15 protein-coding genes and 1 pseudogene are annotated in these 17,234 nt (G+C 59.4%); 7 read left to right on the forward strand and 9 right to left on the reverse strand.

Going from position 1 to position 17,234, the window contains the following annotated elements:
- Positions 1-107: 107 nt before the first annotated feature.
- The 3 genes and pseudogenes from ACM9ME_RS14850 to ACM9ME_RS14860 all read right to left on the reverse strand — a co-directional run bounded on the left by ACM9ME_RS14850 (position 108) and on the right by ACM9ME_RS14860 (position 2,899).
- Positions 108-1,237, reverse strand: a pseudogene (locus tag ACM9ME_RS14850) (IS3 family transposase).
- Positions 1,123-1,842: a hypothetical protein gene (locus tag ACM9ME_RS14855; RefSeq protein WP_415644243.1), complete on the reverse strand. Its 720-nt coding sequence runs from the start codon at positions 1,840-1,842 to the stop codon at positions 1,123-1,125. Before ACM9ME_RS14855 ends, ACM9ME_RS14850 begins: the two are co-directional and overlap by 115 nt.
- A 199-nt stretch (positions 1,843-2,041) precedes the next feature.
- On the reverse strand, positions 2,042-2,899 hold the full coding sequence (locus ACM9ME_RS14860; RefSeq protein ID WP_415644244.1) for a L,D-transpeptidase family protein: 858 nt from the start codon (positions 2,897-2,899) through the stop codon (positions 2,042-2,044).
- A gap of 446 nt (positions 2,900-3,345) precedes the next feature.
- Between ACM9ME_RS14860 and ACM9ME_RS14865 the strand changes: the two genes are divergently transcribed.
- Positions 3,346-4,245 carry a DNA N-6-adenine-methyltransferase gene (locus tag ACM9ME_RS14865; RefSeq protein WP_415644257.1) on the forward strand — a complete coding sequence of 300 codons (900 nt, stop codon included), beginning with the start codon at positions 3,346-3,348 and terminating at the stop codon, positions 4,243-4,245.
- 853 nt (positions 4,246-5,098) lie between these two features.
- Here the strand turns inward: ACM9ME_RS14865 and ACM9ME_RS14870 are convergent.
- Positions 5,099-6,127, reverse strand: coding sequence for an IS110 family RNA-guided transposase (locus ACM9ME_RS14870; RefSeq protein ID WP_415644245.1), 1,029 nt, complete (start codon positions 6,125-6,127; stop codon positions 5,099-5,101).
- A 180-nt stretch (positions 6,128-6,307) separates the two neighbouring features.
- Between ACM9ME_RS14870 and ACM9ME_RS14875 the strand changes: the two genes are divergently transcribed.
- The 3 genes from ACM9ME_RS14875 (at position 6,308) to ACM9ME_RS14885 (ending at position 11,461) form a co-directional block, all read left to right on the forward strand.
- Positions 6,308-7,600, forward strand: coding sequence for an NRAMP family divalent metal transporter (locus ACM9ME_RS14875; protein WP_415644246.1), 1,293 nt, complete (start codon positions 6,308-6,310; stop codon positions 7,598-7,600).
- A 367-nt stretch (positions 7,601-7,967) separates the two neighbouring features.
- On the forward strand, positions 7,968-10,319 hold the full coding sequence (locus ACM9ME_RS14880) for a phosphoketolase family protein (RefSeq protein ID WP_415644247.1): 2,352 nt from the start codon (positions 7,968-7,970) through the stop codon (positions 10,317-10,319).
- Positions 10,316-11,461 (forward strand): acetate/propionate family kinase, encoded by a 1,146-nt coding sequence (locus ACM9ME_RS14885; RefSeq protein WP_415644248.1) that lies wholly within the window; start codon positions 10,316-10,318, stop codon positions 11,459-11,461. Before ACM9ME_RS14880 ends, ACM9ME_RS14885 begins: the two co-directional genes overlap by 4 nt.
- 122 nt (positions 11,462-11,583) lie before the next feature.
- Here the strand turns inward: ACM9ME_RS14885 and ACM9ME_RS14890 are convergent, their stop codons facing one another.
- The gene (locus ACM9ME_RS14890) at positions 11,584-12,108 is read right to left on the reverse strand and encodes a GNAT family N-acetyltransferase (RefSeq protein ID WP_415644249.1); all 525 of its coding nucleotides are present in this window, start codon (positions 12,106-12,108) and stop codon (positions 11,584-11,586) included.
- A gap of 349 nt (positions 12,109-12,457) precedes the next feature.
- On the reverse strand, positions 12,458-12,916 hold the full coding sequence (locus ACM9ME_RS14895) for a DUF3606 domain-containing protein (RefSeq protein WP_415644250.1): 459 nt from the start codon (positions 12,914-12,916) through the stop codon (positions 12,458-12,460).
- 45 nt (positions 12,917-12,961) lie between these two features.
- Between ACM9ME_RS14895 and ACM9ME_RS14900 the strand changes: the two genes are divergently transcribed.
- A complete protein-coding gene (locus ACM9ME_RS14900) occupies positions 12,962-13,213 on the forward strand; it encodes a hypothetical protein (RefSeq protein ID WP_415644251.1) in 252 nt (83 codons plus the stop codon).
- A 51-nt stretch (positions 13,214-13,264) separates the two neighbouring features.
- On the opposite strand, the gene ACM9ME_RS14905 is transcribed toward ACM9ME_RS14900, so the two are convergent.
- Positions 13,265-13,426, reverse strand: a complete 162-nt coding sequence (locus tag ACM9ME_RS14905; protein WP_415644252.1) for a hypothetical protein — start codon at positions 13,424-13,426, stop codon at positions 13,265-13,267.
- Positions 13,427-13,592: 166 nt separating this feature from the next.
- On the opposite strand from ACM9ME_RS14905, the gene ACM9ME_RS14910 reads away from it, so the two are divergent.
- Positions 13,593-15,137, forward strand: a complete 1,545-nt coding sequence (locus ACM9ME_RS14910; RefSeq protein ID WP_415644253.1) for a DNA-methyltransferase — start codon at positions 13,593-13,595, stop codon at positions 15,135-15,137.
- Here ACM9ME_RS14910 and ACM9ME_RS14915 read toward each other — a convergent pair.
- The gene (locus ACM9ME_RS14915) at positions 15,134-15,292 is read right to left on the reverse strand and encodes a hypothetical protein (RefSeq protein WP_415644254.1); all 159 of its coding nucleotides are present in this window, start codon (positions 15,290-15,292) and stop codon (positions 15,134-15,136) included. The genes ACM9ME_RS14910 and ACM9ME_RS14915 overlap by 4 nt on opposite strands.
- Here ACM9ME_RS14915 and ACM9ME_RS14920 point away from each other — a divergent pair.
- Positions 15,291-15,947, forward strand: coding sequence for a DUF3800 domain-containing protein (locus ACM9ME_RS14920; protein ID WP_415644255.1), 657 nt, complete (start codon positions 15,291-15,293; stop codon positions 15,945-15,947). The two genes, ACM9ME_RS14915 and ACM9ME_RS14920, sit on opposite strands and share 2 nt — an antisense overlap.
- Positions 15,948-16,099: 152 nt before the next feature.
- On the opposite strand, the gene ACM9ME_RS14925 is transcribed toward ACM9ME_RS14920, so the two are convergent.
- Positions 16,100-17,035 (reverse strand): IS1595 family transposase, encoded by a 936-nt coding sequence (locus ACM9ME_RS14925; RefSeq protein ID WP_415644256.1) that lies wholly within the window; start codon positions 17,033-17,035, stop codon positions 16,100-16,102.
- Between the last annotated feature and the right edge of the window lie 199 nt (positions 17,036-17,234).

A 17,234-nucleotide genomic window follows, 5' to 3' on the forward strand; every position in this document is an offset into this window, starting at 1 on the left:
TTACATTCCCACGGGTGGAACGGTGTTATCGACCATGCGTCTATTTGCTGCTGTGTTCGGATCTCCGGCGGCGTGACCGGCCCCCACCGAGTGGTCCAGCTTGATTGTTAGGGAGCTGTCACCTCCATCGCCAGTGCTGGCCGGAGGTAGAGCGAAGCGGAACCGGAGGGCGGCACTGGCGATTAAACGGCTTCCGGTGCCGGTGGTCGGTAGCCCGGACTGCTATGCGGACGGGCGGTGTTGTAATGCCGCCGGCAAGCCTCGATCAGCACCTTGGCCTCGGCGAGGCTGTAGAAGATCTCGCCGTTGAGCAGTTCGTCGCGAAGCGACCCGTTGAAGCTCTCGTTGTAGCCGTTCTCTCAAGGTGAACCGGGCGCGATATAAAGGGTCTTGACCCCGATCTGACCGAGCCATTTCTGCACCGCCGTCGCGATAAATTCGCTGCCATTATCGGACCTGATATTGGCTGGCGGACCGCGCGCGATGAACAGCTCGGCGAGCGCGGCCAGCACGTCTTCGTGACGGAGCTGGCGGGCAACGATCAGCGCCAGGCATTCGCGGCTGGCCTCGTCGATGATCGTCAGGATGCGGAACTTGCGACCGTCATGGGTGCGGCCCTCGACGAAGTCATAGGCCCAGACGTGACCGGGATATTCGGGGCGCAGCCGGATGCACGACCCGTCATTCAACCACAGCCGGCCGCGCTTCGGCTGCTTCTGTGGCACCTTCAGACCCTCGCGCCGCCAGATGCGTTCGACCCGCTTGCGGTTCAGGCTCCACCCCGCGCTGCGCAGCAGCGCCGTCACCTGGCGATAGCCATAGCGCCCATATTGCTTCGCGAGGGCTATGATATCTTCAGTCAGCGCCTGCTCGTCGTCAGCCCCGCGCGGCACCGTGCGCTGCGTCGATCGATGCTGCCCGAGTACACGGCATATCCGTCGCTCGGACGCCGGCAGCAGTTGCCGGACATGATCGATGCAGCGCCGCCGCCGCGCGGGGCTCAGAAGTTTCCCCGTGCAGCCTCCTGCAAGATCAGCTTGTCGAGCGTCAGATCCGAGATCGCTCGGCGCAGCCGGCCATTCTCCTTCTCGAGGTCCTTCATCCGCCGCGCCTGGTCGGTCTTCAGACCGCCATATTCCTTGCGCCAGCGGTAGTAAGTCTGCTCGCTGACTGCGATCCGGCGAGACGCCTCCGCTGCGGACCCGCCCTGCGCCAGAACGATCTCCGCCTCACGCAGCTTGCCGATGATCTCCTCCGGCTTGTGCTTCTTCGATGGCATTCCCAATCTCCCTCGTGACCCAAAATAACATTGATTTTGGACCACTCAGAAGGGGGCAGATCAAGCGCGCCGCCCGGTGTCCAGACGCCCGTCCGAAACGTCACCGACGAGACATGACCTTCGCCGATCCCACGCAGCGAGAGGAGGAAGCGCACCGACCCTTGAGCGACGTCCGCCTGATCGGGGTGCAACACGACACTCGGGTTGAAGAGTGCTGCCGTCTCGCAGGCATATTCCTGGCTAAAATAAGCGCCGATCGACCGCTGTTGCGCCGGCTCGAACCGCTCGGAGCCGGGGATCGAGGAGGCAATCTCGGAGAAGCGTCGGAGCAGCGTTGCATCGACGTCGCGGTGGTTCTCGTCCAAGGAATGCGTGACGCCGACAAGCTGCCGATTGAGTTCTGCCTCGTCGAGCCCGAGGATGAGATCGACGACTTCCTGGGTTCTGGTTGCGCCATCGTCGAAGCCGGTCGGATAACCAGGCTCGAATGGGCGCACCACCGTGCGCCCTGGGTCCGGGCGGAGCACGACATCATAGAAGTCGATATCGGCGCGTTCGGTCATGCGTCATCCCTTTGGCTGGTGCGGACTGGTGTGTTGGAGCAAGCTGACCAGCAGACCATTAGGGTCCGACGTCGACTCCTTGTGCGGTGGCGCGTTTCGCTGACCCGTTGGAGAAGCCAAGCGCGGTGGCGACCGGCTCGTTCCAGCCGTATGGATCGGTGCGGAACGTCACATCGCCGTTTGTGCCCACGAACACGTTTTAATAGAGCAGCCGAACCGGGATCTCACGCGGAAGTGGCACAAAGGTCTGCTTGCCCGACGCGCGGGCCTGGTGCCACCGGTCGGCAACGCCCTCCTCCTCGGCAAGCCGGTCGGCGAAGCCAAGGGCATCGTCCACCCGAACGCAGCCGTGGGTCAGATGACGTTGGCTGCGATCGAACAGCGCTCGGTTCGACGTATCGTGCAGGTAAATGGCCACATCGTCGCGCATGTCGAATTTAACCAACCCCAGCGCATTGCTGGGGCCGGAACGCTGCACAATCCAGCCGCCGCGTTTTACCATGTCATGCTGCTTCAGATAGGGACCACTCACCCCTGCCAGTTCGCCGCGCTGGATCGACTTGGGAACCGTCCAGGTCGGGTTGGCGACGAGGCGATATATCGGAGCGAGCAGAAATGGCGTCTCCTTGCCCGGTTGGCCGACGATCACCTTGCGCTCGTCCACCAGCTTGCCATCGCGGTAATAAAGCAGCTCCGCAGCCGCGACGTTGACGTCAATCCGGGTCGCGGGCGGCGTCCGTGACAACCAGCGGCGCCGCTCCAGCGCCACGGCCAGCGCGCGGGCGCGGTCGTCCGCGCCGAAATTCAGCACCTTGAGCGTATCCGGGCCGACCACGCCATCCGCGGCGATACCGTAATCGCGCTGAAGCTGGGCTACGGCTTCGGAAATGGTCTGCGTGTACAGGGTCGAACCTGCTTCCTGCTTGCCATTGGGTAGATAAGCGTCGCTGCGAAGCTGCGTGACGAGGGCGGGAACGCGTGCGTCGCTGTCGCCAGGCTTGATTGGACCGGTCGACTCGATGTCTGGGGCAGTGTCCTTATCGGCCCTGATGGCCACATAGGCTTCTGAGAGTTGCTGATACGCAGAGTGCCGCTGAGATAGTCGATGACTTCCTGCGCTCGACGGCCCAGGACGAAGCGCTAATTTTCCGCGCGGCACAGCTAGTGCCGCTACGCCGCAGGGGAGGCCTGCAACGACGGAACCAATCCGCGCGAACGGTCCGCCCGCCCCGGTACGGAGCGAGACCCAGAACGCAAGCACGGCCGGCATCGCGTCGAACAGTGCGAACGCGCGTGCCGACTGAACGGCCAAAGATCTGGCGCTTAGCTGTCAGCTGGACTTGGCTGAACGAACGTCCGCTTACCCAATTACAGCGCCCAGAAGCCGCCATTCCGTTTTTCACCAAAGTTGCAATCGAGGAGGCTTGTGTCACATAGCCCCCAGCGCCGATCTAACGCGGTTCAGAATGTGGCCTCGGGAGGTGTCAGATACTCATCGAAGAAATACGGAAGGCCCGTCGAGCATCCGGCTTGTCACAACGAGCTTTGGCCGATCGGATTGCTCTCGACGTCCAGACCATCAAAAGGCTCGAAGCAGGCGTAGGCTCGGTCGCGACGCTGATTGCGGTTATGACGGCGTTAAATTTCCGTCTGACCGGTCTCGGTCCCGGCACGTCTCTCCCTGAACAGTTGCGTTATCGGCGTCACAAGCGATCGTTGTCGCTGGATCAGGTGGCGGCAAAGGCAGGTCTGTCGCGGACGACCGTGACCAGCCTGGAGAGCGGGGGCGGATCGGTTGCAAGCCTGGTGAAGGTGCTGGCGGTACTCGCCCCAAGCGCTCGCCGCCGAGCCCCCGAAAGATCGTTTTGGGGACAGGGCGACAAGGCGGATCGGGACAGCCGCTTCACGCCGCCTGACTTCATGGATGACATCTATGCTGCCTTCGGCCCTGTCGACCTTGACCCTTGTGCCGACCTGCGTAGCCCGGTGGTGGCGCGTCGTCGGATCCTTCTGAGCGAGGGTGGTGACGGCCTCGTCGACGATTGGTCCGGTCAACTTGCCTACGTCAATCCGCCCTTTTCCAACATGCTTGCCTGGCTTCGGCGCGCCCACGATCAGTGGCGCGCAGGTAAGGTCGCGACAGCGGTCTGCTTGGTTCCGGTGCGGACCGATTCGGCATTTTTCCACGACACGTTGAGCGCCGACGCTGACATCTTCCTGCTGCAGGGACGGGTGAAGTTTCTGAGCACGCAGGGCAAGTCTGAGCAGACGCCGTTCTCGCTAATGATCGTAGCTATGGGTGCCACGTCCGAGCAAAAGCAGCAATTCGCGGAATTGGTACCAGGACACTGGCTGGCGCGCAGCTTCGCCACGCAAGGACAGCACGCGGCATGGTTCCGCTGACGGTTTTTATATTACTCGCTTGCCGTCGCCGGGTCGAACAGAAGCCGATGCCAGGACGAGTTCTTGATCGCCAGTCGCAACAATGATCAGCTAACCCGCTCCTGCCGCAACGACGGAAGCGGTAAGAAGGTTGGAAGCGAATTCCGACTCTTGCGGGATTCGCGATGCCGGCGCACAGGTGAAATGCAGGAGCCAGAGCGGGGTGCCTCCCCATATGGCCACTGGATTTGAATCGCAGAGTTTATCGTTTGATCACAACAACTTGCCCACCACCGAATGGTTGGCTGGGGCGGCAGGATACGGCCCACTTCCAACTCAGCCACTTTAGCTCGTAAGCCTTTGATTTAGAACGATCGATCTGCCGCTTAAAACTGGCTGTAACGGGCGATGCGTCACACGACAAGTCACCTGATATGTCCCGGCGTCACATGCCGATTTTGGACTTGAGCCTTCGCAAAACTCGTGGGTCGCTGCGCATCTTCCTTTCCAGACAGTCGGCTAACGCCCAAACCCAGACGTAAAAAGGCCATCCGCAGATGCCCGAAAGCGGACGTTCCTTCGCTCTGTGCTTTCTGGCTAAAATTGGGCCGTGTGTGGACGGCTCTCCGTTGGCAAGTGCTTTTCTGAGCGTTCGCAGTTCGCTGGTTGGTGCGGCCATGTGTCCGGCCTTTAATGCGGCCTTATCATGTGCCGCTGGCCATAATGCCATTCGCGCGGTTCAGGTCCCGATCGGTTGCTCGCACTCGAGGTGCACGGCCCAAGTGGGTTTTCCTGATCCGGCGGTATCAACCGGCTTGTTGCATTAGCTCCTGTCCGCCCTTCCCAACATCGTCAGCGCCAGTGCGCCTGATCTTTAAGCAGTTACTACCGCTGGTTCTCGATATCGCTCGCCGCTGGTCATCAATGCCCAGACCATCCTGGCGGTCTTATTGGCGAGCGCGACGGCCGCCACTTTGACCGACCGCCGCGCCATCAGCTGAACTAGCCAAGGCCGTTTGGTCCCATTGCGCTGAGCATAGCGAATGACCGCCATCGACCCGACCACTAGCATCGATCGCAAATTGCGGTTGCCGGCCTTTGTTATGCTGCCCAGTCGCTCTTTGCCGCCGCTGGAGTTTTGCTTGGGCACCAGCCCGATCCAGGCGGCGAGGCTACGCCCGCTTTTGAAGGCCTTCGGATCCGCCACTGTCGCGACAATTGCGCTGGCGAGCAAAGGCCCGACCCCGGGAACCTCCATCAAGCGCTGACCAAGCTCGGTCTTACGTGCGCTTTCCATAACTCGACGATCGTTTTCAAGAATCTGGCTCTTTACGACGACCAACTGAGCGACGAGCATTTCGAGACATAAGCGGGCATCTGGCGGCACGCGCGCATCATCCTCGTTGGCAATAACGGCCAACAGCTGCTCCACGCCTTTCCGCCCGATTGGCGCTACGATTCCGAACTCTGCAAGATGAGATCGCATCGAGTTAGATAGTTGAGTGCGCTGGCGGCTGAGCATCAGCCGGACCCGATGAAGCATCATGACGCTCTGCTGCTCTGCTGTCTTTACTGGCACATACCGCATCGTCGGGCGGGTCACCGCTTCGCAGATTGCCTCGGCATCAGCCGCGTCATTCTTGCTGCGCTTCACGTACGGTTTCACATACTGCGCCGGCATCAACCGGACATCGTGACCGAGCGCGATCAGCTCCCGAGCCCAATGGTGGGATGTGCTGCAAGCCTCAATCCCAACCAGACATGGTGGCAGCTTGGCAAAGAACGGCAACAGTCGGCTTCGAGACAGCCGCTTCTGGGTCAGCACTTTCCCCGATATGTCGATGCCGTGCACCTGAAATACCGACTTCGCGATATCCAGCCCAATCGTCGTAATCCCATCCATCGTTGCTCTCCTTCCAGCTCCCCACATTAGCGCGGGAGATTGGAGAGCCGTCCACAGCATCATTTGCCGACTGTCCGCTTTCGGGCGGCACGGCCTGAAACACGCCATTGAGATTGTAACTTTGACAGTGGGCTGTCATTCAATGTTGCTGGTCTACGGGGCACGTGCGACTGATCAGCGATGACCGATCTGCCCACAGAAAATTCCCAAACAGGTTTTCGTGCATTTTTGAGGTCGCTGGGGCCGGGCCTGATTACCGGCGCGGCTGATGACGACCCCAGCGGTATTGGCACGCATAGCCAAGTCGGCGCCCAATTCGGTTATGGGCTGGCCTGGACTTTTGTTCTCAGTTTCCCGCTGATGGTCGCAATACAACAAATCGCGGCCGAGATTGGGAGTGTCACCGGCGCAGGCATAGCGCGTAACCTGCGGCGGCATTATCCACGCATGGTCTTATTGTTCATGGTCTCATTATTGCTGATCGCGAACATCATCAATCTTGGGGCCGATTTGAGTGCGATGGGTGCGGCTCTCACGCTACTCGTGGGCGGCAATGCCGGACTCTACACGCTGCTGTTTGGTTTAGTGTGTATCGTTCTGGAAGTTGCCCTTAGCTATCCGCGTTACGCCGCAATCTTAAAGTGGACCACGCTTTCGCTGTTCACGTATGTTGCGGTTGTCATTGTCGCCAAAGTACCTTGGGCACATGCGCTGCGCTCGCTCGTAGTTCCGGAACTTCAGTTCAACGCCGCTTACGCGACCGCATTCGTTGCCATCCTCGGCACCACGATAAGCCCGTATTTATTCTTCTGGCAGGCCGGGCAGGAGATAGAGGAGCAGCACCGTCACCACGCCAAACCGCTATGCCTTACGCCGACCGCTGCCGGTCCCGAACTTAAGCGCATTCGGATCGATACGCTCACCGGCATGGCCTTCAGCACCATCATATCTCTTGCCATCGTGTTCGCGACTGCCGCGACGCTACACGCAAGCGGAGTGCGAGACATCACAACCTCGTCACAAGCGGCCGAAGCTCTCCGGCCGATCGCTGGACAATTTGCTTTCGCTATGTTCGCGGTCGGCATCATCGGTACCGGCCTGCTGGCAGTCCCGGTCCTAGCCGGATCAGCAGCCTACGCTGTGACGGAAATGGCGGGAATCGCAGGTAGCCTCGACGCAAAGCCGTTGTCCGCTCGCCTGTTTTACGGAACGATCGCAGGGACGACACTGGCGGGTGCGGCCTTGAACGGCGTCGGTATCGACCCAGCTCGAGCATTATACTGGGCAGCGGTCGTCAACGGTATTCTGGCAGGTCCATTGATGGTCGTGATGATGCTGATCGTGCGCAACCCACGGGCTATGGGGCGCATAGTGATATCCCGCAGGCAGATCTTCTTCGGCTGGGCGGCCACTGCTGTAATGATCGCGGCGTCCGTGCTTTTTCTGGGATTTGTGATGATCGGCCCGCTCTGACGATCTGACTACAGCAAGATTTTCTTGATAACGGTCATCGTCGGGCGTGAACCTGTGTCACTGGAACCGGCTCGCTGTGCAAATCTGCGGCGAAGTCGTCGTCACCATACGATGCTTCGCCGAATTGGAGCCCACGCCCAGCACGCCCGCGCACCGCTGCGCGCGGTGACGAACGAATCCCGGCCTGTTTTTGGCCGCTCGACTTCAACGCGGTCATAATGTGGCCCCAAGCGTTCAGTAGTGCAGGCCGTATATTCGCGGTGTTCGTATATCCACCGCGTTCGTGGCCATCGAAGTTCGCGCTGCCGCCCAGCGGCCGTGCAACCCTTTCAGCACACGGTCCAACGTCGTTCATTCGGAGATTTCCATGACTGATACCCTGTCGCCCGATCTCCTCGACCGGATGAACGCCTACTGGCGAGCCGCCAATTACCTGTCGGTCGGCCAGATCTACCTGCGCGACAATGCGCTGTTGGAGGCGCCTCTCACTCTGGAGCACATCAAGCCGCGGCTGCTCGGCCATTGGGGCACAACGACTGGCCTCAACTTCCTCTACGTTCACCTCAACCGTTTGATCGTCGAGCATGATCTCGACATGATTTACATCATCGGACCGGGCCATGGCGGTCCGGGGATTGTGGCACACACCTATCTCGAAGGGTCCTACACCGAGCTTTATCCCGCGATCGAACGAAACCGAGGCGGCATGCAGCGTCTGTTCCGGCAATTCTCGTGGCCAGGTGGAATCCCCAGCCACGTCGCGCCGGAGACGCCGGGCTCGATCCATGAGGGGGGAGAACTGGGCTATTCGCTGGCCCACGCTTATGGTGCGGCGTTCGACAATCCCGACCTGGTCGTCGCGTGCGTCATTGGCGATGGCGAGGCGGAAACCGGGCCACTGGCGGCGAGTTGGCACTCCAACAAGTTTCTGAATCCCGCACGCGACGGTGCAGTACTACCGATCCTGCACCTTAACGGTTTCAAAATCGCCAATCCGACTGTGCTCGCGCGGATCAGCCGACAGGAGTTGACCGATCTGCTGCGCGGCTATGGTCACGAACCCTTCTTCGTAGAAGGTGACGATCCCGCGCTGGTCCATCAGCAGCTTGCCGCCACGCTCGATATTGTGCTGGAGAAGATCAGGGCGATCCAAGCCGCGGCGCGGATGGGCGGCGAAGAGCTCGAACGGCCCCGCTGGCCGATGATTGTGTTTCGCACGCCCAAGGGCTGGACCGGGCCGAAAGAGGTCGACGGCAAGCCGGTCGAGGGTACGTGGCGCGCGCACCAGGTGCCGATCGCAGATTTCAAGAATCCCGAGCATCTCACCCAGCTCGAGGCATGGATGCGCAGCTATAAGCCCGAGGAGCTGTTCGACGGCGACGGCAAGCTGATCGAGGAACTGGCGGCACTCGCGCCGACCGGCCACCGCCGGATGGGTTCAAACCCGCATGCGAATGGCGGACTACGAGAGCCACTCGCCATGCCGCGTTTTCGTGACCATGCGGTGCGGGTTGCCGCGCCGGGCAGCGTTCGGGGCGAGGCTACCCGCGTGCTCGGCGGCTTCCTGCGTGATGTCATGAAGCTGAGCCTGTCCGCCGCGAACCTCCGGTTGTTCGGTCCTGACGAGACCGCTTCGAACCGCTTAAATGCAGTCTATGACGTGTCGGGCAAGGTTTGGATGGCTGCCGTCGAGCCGGTCGACGAAAACCTGTCGACGTCGGGGCGGGTGATGGAGGTGCTTAGTGAGCATCTCTGCCAGGGCTGGCTGGAGGGCTATCTTCTAACGGGCCGCCACGGCTTCTTTTCGTGCTACGAAGCCTTCATCCACATCGTCGATTCAATGGTGAACCAACACGCCAAGTGGTTGAAGGTCAGCGCCAAGATACCGTGGCGCAAGCCGATCGCCTCGCTCAACTATCTGCTCACCAGCCACGTCTGGCGGCAGGACCATAATGGTCTGTCGCATCAAGATCCGGGTTTTATTGATCACATCGCCAACAAGAAGGCTGACGTGGCACGCATCTACCTGCCGCCGGATGCAAACTGTCTACTGTCCGTCGCGGACCATTGCCTGCGCAGCCGCGGCTATATCAACCTGATCGTCGCTGGGAAACAGCCCGAATGGCAATGGCTGAACATCGATGACGCGGTCGTGCATTGCGCCGCGGGAGCCGGCATCTGGCAATGGGCGAGCGACGAAGGCGAGTCCGACGTCGTAATGGCCTGTGCGGGCGATGTGCCGACCGTCGAGGCGCTGGCGGCGACCATGCTGCTGCGCGACTATGTGCCCGATATTCGCATTCGTGTCGTGAACGTCATCGACCTGATGGTGCTCGAACCGCAATCCGAGCACCCGCATGGATTGTCAGACGAGGATTTCGACGATCTGTTCACCCCCGACAAACCGGTGATTTTCGCCTTCCACGGCTATCCCGCGATGATTCACAAGCTGACTTATCGTCGCCGCAACCACGCCAATATCCATGTGCGCGGCTATAAGGAGGAGGGCACGACGACCACGCCGTTCGACATGGTCGTTCTCAACAATCTCGACCGCTACCAGCTCGCACTCGACGCGATCACGCGCATTCCGCGATTAAAGGATCGCGTCGCGGTGGAGATCGCGCGCTATTGGACGACGATGGAACGTCACAAGCTTTACGTTGCCGAGCATGGCGAAGACATGCCGGAGGTGCGCGACTGGCGTTGGGAGCGGTGATCATACTCACGCTCAACAGCGGCTCGTCATCGCTCAAGTTTGGATTGTTCGACACTCAGGGTGTCGACGTGCGTGCCGTGATGAGCGGTGAGAAAACCGGGCGCACGCTGCGCGCGTCTGACGCGAGCGGGACAGCACTGCCGGACGTTTCGCTGGCCGATGACAACCCAATCACAGCGGTGGGGATCATCCGTAATCTGGTGTCCCAGGCAGCGATACTGGCTCCCCAAGCGATTGGGCACCGCGTCGTCCATGGTGGCACTGGGCTGCGCGAACATTGCCGCATCGACGATCGCGTGCTCGAACAGTTACGTCTCGCCAGCGCGATGTCTCCGCTACACGCGCCGGCAGCGATATCGATGATCGAAGCGGCTGAAACGGCATTCCCCGGTCTGCCGCAGGTCGCCTGCTTCGACACTACATTCCATGCCGGCATGCCCGAGGTCGCGCGGACGCTACCGCTCCCTCGCGCGCTGCGGGATGCGGGCATTCAGCGATTTGGCTTTCATGGCCTCTCCTGTGAATCAATCGTGCACCAGCTCGGCGACGAATGTCCGGCTCGCCTGATTGTCGCCCACCTCGGCAGCGGCAGCAGCGTTACCGCCATCCGCGACGGCCGCTCGATCGATACCAGCATGGGGTTCACGCCCTCTGGTGGAGTCTTGATGGGGACGCGCAGCGGCGAGCTGGATCCCGGCGTCATAATCTACCTGCTGCGCGAGAAGGGCTATGACTTTGCATCGTTAGAGCAGCTCGTGGATCACCAATCCGGCATGCTAGGCATCTCCGGAGTGAGTGGGGACATGCGCCGGCTCCATGCAGCTGAGATTGAAAGTCGTGACTGCCAGCTTGCCGTTGAGATGTTTTACATCTCGGTCGCCAAGCAGATCGCCGCGATGATGGTGTCGCTTGGCGGCCTCGATCTGCTCGTCTTTACCGGCGGCATCGGCGAGCATGACGGAGACACGCGCGAGGAAGTCTGCGGTCGACTTGCCTGTCTCGGGGTAGAGCTCGCGATTAGCGGCCCTCGATCCGCAAGTGGCAATCCCGCGGGTTTCTCATCACGCTGCGGCATCCGGGTGCTGATGTCCGAGGAAAACAACCAGATTGCGCGCCATGCCTATCGGCTCTTGACGACTTGATCTCGCCGCGACGTCACATGGAGCGATAGTGCCCACGCCCCTAATTATCCGTGTTGGTTGGAGGGCACGTCGTCCCCTGCAAACTACGCGCGCCTGCTCAACTCCTCCTGGGGCTGTCCGAATCAATCAATCGTCTGGTGAAACTCGCGGCGTACGAGCACTAGCGTGGGATCCCCCGGATACGGCTCAACTGTGAATCCCATGTTGCGTTCCAGCTCGATGGCTACGTGGTTTTCGCGGCTTTCGATCGATTCAAGGGTCTTGATCCCGTTTGCCTCAGCATAATGGGCGATGTGGATTAGCAATTCCCAGCTGATGCCGCGGTCCTTGAAGTCATCCCGGATCGTGATCGCGACTTCACCACGGATCATCGTGGGATCGCGGGCGAGCGTGCCGGTTGCAAGCACAGCGCTGTTATCGTCGCCAAATGCCAGAAAATTCTCGGTTTGCTCGTGATCGACGTTCGCGAGAGTTGCAATTCGGTCACGCCCGATCTCGTTCAAACCAGTTAGAAACCGGAATCGAAGATCGTCACGCGTCACATTGGAGAAAAACTCCGCCAGCTTACCCTCATCGTCCGAGCGAACCGGCCGGACGTGGAAGCGGAACCCTGTTCGTGTTGTGAGGTACTCACTCCAATTGTCCATGACACGCCTTTCAAGCTAGTTTCAGCCGTTAGGCGCTTTCCAACCCGAACGCACCTTTCCGATTGCCTTAGCGCTACGGCCTGACGACGAAGTCGATCATCACCGAAATCACGAGCGCGGCTGCAGCGACGTGAAGTAGGCGATACGGCGCACTGTCGGCGCGCCACGAGGTTCACCCTGTAAGATGGTCAAGCGAATTCGCGTTAATTTTGTGCCGAGCGGTCCGGCAGGTTCCGGAAAACATAGTGCATCAAATGTATGACTGAAATTAGACACATAGCTGTCACAGCAGATAACTTGAAATTGAATCTCCGTCCAGCTCAGGACCGCTGTTGAAATCGGCGCACGATTAAGAACGCTGCCGGCGCTGACTATCAAGCTTTGATGCTGCAGCATTGAGCTGCTGTCGATTGTTGCCGATGCTTGCGATCAGATCTCTCGCTTGCTGCAATGAGATGCGATGCTTGTTCGCGAAATACGAGACCTCGTATCCTTTGTTCTTTGCGACCGTCCGGGGATCACGGCCGCCGCGCTTTGACTGATTGTCGGCTTTTGGCGTGGCCTTTTTGCTAATGTCGCGCGCAATGCGGCGGCCAACAACCAGGGCCGCAATTCCAGCCGCCGCCACCGCGACCGCCGCGCCGACCTTCGTTGGTGACACTTGCTCTCGAAGCTCGGCAAGGACGCCACGCTCCTCTTGTAGCTCTGGTGCGCTCGGCGCGACCTTAGGCTCAACCTGGGCGTGGAGGTGCTCGTTTATGGGGTAAGGAGAAACATTGCCTGGGGGGATGGGGGGAGAATGCGACACAGCGGTTCCTTCAAAGTTTCATATCGAAGGCTCAACCATACGGCGTTGTTCAAGTTCCGCTGTTTAGCGCTGCTCAAGGGCCGTGTCGCCAAAGAACGGCAGAAGGTGAACGCGGATGTGGTCGGACTTCGATTTCACATATCCGGCGTTGCGCTCGCCAAGGGTGATAACCTCGAACTCACTGGTAAACGCATCCGCTGCATCCTCGAAACTCGGGCCGGTTGGCGTTCGCCGACGCCGACCATCGGTCGGCGCGCCGGGTCCGGCGATCAGAGGCTGGACGGGGCCGTCCAGTAAGGGAACGCCACCGCGTCGGCGCTGGCGATCCTCGACGCAGCGCTCCATGTATCAGTCGCGCGCGAAATCCTTGGCGGCAGCAAGGCTGACCTCCTTGGTTGTCTGTCGATGATTCTGACTGCCCAGGTAGGTCGCGCATTGCCAGAAGCGGCTGTTCTCACGCCGATAGACGTGCAGCGCTCCATCCATCAGGAGATGGGTTTCTACCGGCATTGTGAGAACTCCAAAATGTGTAAGACATGTGTAAGTCTTTTTGGAGGTCTCGTCCTTGGCTAAACCATTGGTTTTAAGCCGTTTCTGCCTTATTTTTTTGGCGAATATGTCTTTGACAAACGCACAATCAATTAGTAGCCCTTCCCCATAGTTGGAGGGGGTTTGAATGGCGAAGGCGACCGGGGCAAGCCCCAAGCAGAATGAACTGTATTACGGGGACAACCTCGACGTGCTTCGACGCAAGATAGCCAGCGAAAGCGTTGACCTCTGCTACATCGATCCGCCGTTCAACTCGAAGCGCAACTATTTTCAGATATACAACAATCAGGGCGGCGAGGATCGCGCCCAGGCGCAAGCGTTTGTCGATACCTGGGAATGGGGCGACGAGGCGAACGACGGGATCGCATGGATCACCGACATCGCACAGCTTCAATCCGGCAGGCTGACCGAACAAACCGTCGAGCTGCTACGTGGGCTGGAGAAGGTGCTAAAACGCGGCAGCCTGCTCGCCTACCTTATCCACATGACGCTCCGGATTGTCGAGATTCGCCGCGTCCTTAAGCCAACCGGCACGTTCTATCTCCATTGCGACCCTACCGCATCGCATTACCTCAAACTCATTCTGGACGCGGTGTTCTGCGGGCAAGGCGGCGATTTCAGGAATGAAATAATATGGTCGTATGAGTCTGGCGGGCGCGCCAAGTCAGACTTTGCCCGAAAGCACGACGTTATCTTCCGCTATAGCAAGTCCAAGGACTTCGTTTTTAACGCTGCCGCCGTGTCCTCACCTAGAGGCGAAACGCGACATAACCATATGAAGAAGCATATCGACGAAGATGGCCGAGCATTTAGATCAATCAAGTCGAACGGCAAGATATATAAATACTATGATGACGAGGGCGTAATTCCCGCCGATGTTTGGCCGATTAGCCATCTGCAACAGAAAGACCCAGAGCGTCTTGGCTACCCCACTCAGAAGCCGGAAATCATCCTAGAGCGCATCATCAAGGCGTCATCTAACGAGGGGGACGTAGTGCTAGATGCCTATTGTGGATGCGGCACGACCGTAGCGGTTGCGCAGCGCCTTGGGCGGCGCTGGATCGGGATCGACATCACCTATCAGTCTATCTCGCTGATCCTCAAACGCCTACAGGACAAGTACCCGGCGGAATGGCCCGCGATCGAGGCTGGCATTCTGCTAGATGGCGTGCCGCGCGATATCGCCTCAGCGGTCGCGCTCGCGAACCGGAAGGACGACAAGACACGCAAGGAGTTCGAAAAATGGTCGGTACTGACCTATTCGAACAATCAGGCGCGGATCAACGAGAAGAAGGGTGCGGACGCTGGAATCGACGGCACCGCATTCTTCCTTATCGACGCCTCCACGAACGGAAAGGCCATCTTTCAGGTCAAATCAGGCGGGGCCACTCGGAATACACTGGCGACCCTCAATAGCGATCGGCAACGCGAAAAGGCTGAGTTCGGCTTTCTTATCTCTATGGATGCCCCGACGAAGGCGATGCGTGATGAGATCGTCGCGGCGGGCAAGTATAAGCATCCCTTGCTGCACCGCGAGGATGATCGGCTACAGGTGATAACCGTTGCGGAAATCCTGCGTGGCGACCGTCTGAACCTGCCCATGGCTCGCCTTGACGCCGTGCGTTCGGCTAAAGCCGAGACCGGCAGCGATAGGCAGGATTCGTTGCTCTAGGAGGGCTTCTCCGGCGCAGGCTTTGGCGCCGTGGCGATCTTGCGCAGCTTCGCTTTGAAGGCGTCCTCGTCCTCGTCGCATTCGAGGTCTCGGGCGGTCTCTTTGAACTTGTCGAGTTGACTTTGGGCGGCTGTCACGGTCTGTTCCTTGGCCATGGGGGCGGTCTTTCTATTCGCCGATGAAGCTGGCGATTTCAATTTCTCGCGCCAACCCGGCGCTAGCAAATACTATATTCTCTGCACGGTTGCGACCGGCGATTGCTCGATCGGTCAAGACATGCTGATGCTGAAGCGTCGGCTGGCTTGGCAGGGGGAGCCGATCCGCGATTTTTTTCATTGCACTTATGACAAGCAGCGGGTTCGAGATGCCGTCTATGAGCGGATCGCCCGCCACGATTTTTCGATCCAAGCCACCATCATGGAAAAGAGCAAGGCCCAGCCGCAAACACGTACAACTGAGGACCGCTTTTATCAGTACGGGTGGCTCTACCACTTGCGGCACTCATCTAACCGATTCTTAGCGGCGAAAGACAGCCTGATGGTCACTGCGGCGACCATTGGCAAAGCCGCCAAACGGGTATCGTTCGAGGACGCTGTAAAAGACGTATGCCGTCAAATCGTACCGCGAGAGCGGCTTAGGACCGCGTTTTGGCCATCCCAAACGGACCCATGCCTCCAGTTAGCGGATTATTGCACGTGGGCGATTCAGCGGAAATGGGAGCGACAGGATACGCGCTCGTACGATCTGATAGCGAAAAAGATCAATTACGAGTACGAATTATGGGAGCACGGAACCGTGCACCACTACTGAAAAATGTGCGGCCGCACTTCCTAACTATCCCTTTCGGGAAGTTCCGATGGGGCCCGTGTCATTAGACGCCAACCGCATCCGTGTTGAATCATGTTTTTCGACGCTTGTAAACCCTCGGAAGCGGCATCGGTAGCTCGTATTGAACGCGCAGCTTAGGCGACCGAACTAGGCCCCCCATAGGTCAGGCGCTTGCCGACGAAGCCGCGCAACGCTGCATCGGATCGCGCGCTATCATTGATGCCGAGCGCGGTCCGGTTGTTATAGCGGAACTCATATTCGGCGAGATAGCGATGTAGATGCTGCTCGCCACAGTGCTGGTAAACGCCTTTCATGCCTCGCTTGAAGATGCTGAAATAGCCCTCAACGGTGTTACTGTGTATCGTGCGATCATTGAAATCGACGTACTGACCGGCGCTGTGCGTGGTCGTGCCATGGCCCGCGAAATGATCGGCAATCTTCGTGTAGGCGTTATGCTCGTCGGTCATGATCGTCGCTTCCTTGGCGACGTTGGCGCGAACGATCGGCATTAGGGTCTTGGCCGTCACGTCATCCACAACCATCGTGCGCGCCTTGCCGCTGTCGCGGTCGATCAGCGCCAGCACCTTCATCTTGTGGTGAAACGCACGCTTCTTCGGTGCGCCCTTGATGCGGCCGATGAAAGTCTCGTCTACCTCGACAATGCCGCCTTCGCCACCAAACGGCGCGAGATCGCCGGAGCGCATCGCTTCACGAACGCGATGGCCAAGAAACCACGCGGCCTTGTAAGTAATCTCCAGCGTGCGGTGCAGCTGGTGGGCACTGATGCCCTTCTTGCTAGAACAGATGAGATAGATCGCTTGCAGCCACTTCGTCATGGGAAGGTGGCTGTCCTCGAAGATCGTACCGACGCGCACGGTGAATTGGCGACGGCACTGGCCGCAGAACTTCAGGCCCATGCGGACCTTCTTTTCCGGGTTCGGCTTGATCGCGCTAATGCGTTCCACACCGCCGCAATGCGGGCAAACCGGACCTTCCGGCCAAATCTCGGCCTCGACATAGGCGAAGGCAGCGGCTTCATCTTGGAACTGCGGACGATTTAGAACGGACACGACGGCTTCTCCCTGTGAGAGAAACCCTAGATCACCGATCTGCGTTTGTCAAAGACATAATCGCCATTTTTTTAGGCCTAGAGCGTTTTCCGCTCCGACTGACTCGGTGAGGGATTCCCTTCGGGGCGAGTTTGTGATTCATCCTGCTGGCTGGGATGTGGAGGCCAGCATGGATGGCACGAGCTCTTTCGCAGGATTT

The organism is Sphingomonas antarctica, assembly GCF_965137005.1.
Taxonomy (GTDB): domain Bacteria; phylum Pseudomonadota; class Alphaproteobacteria; order Sphingomonadales; family Sphingomonadaceae; genus Sphingomonas_O; species Sphingomonas_O antarctica.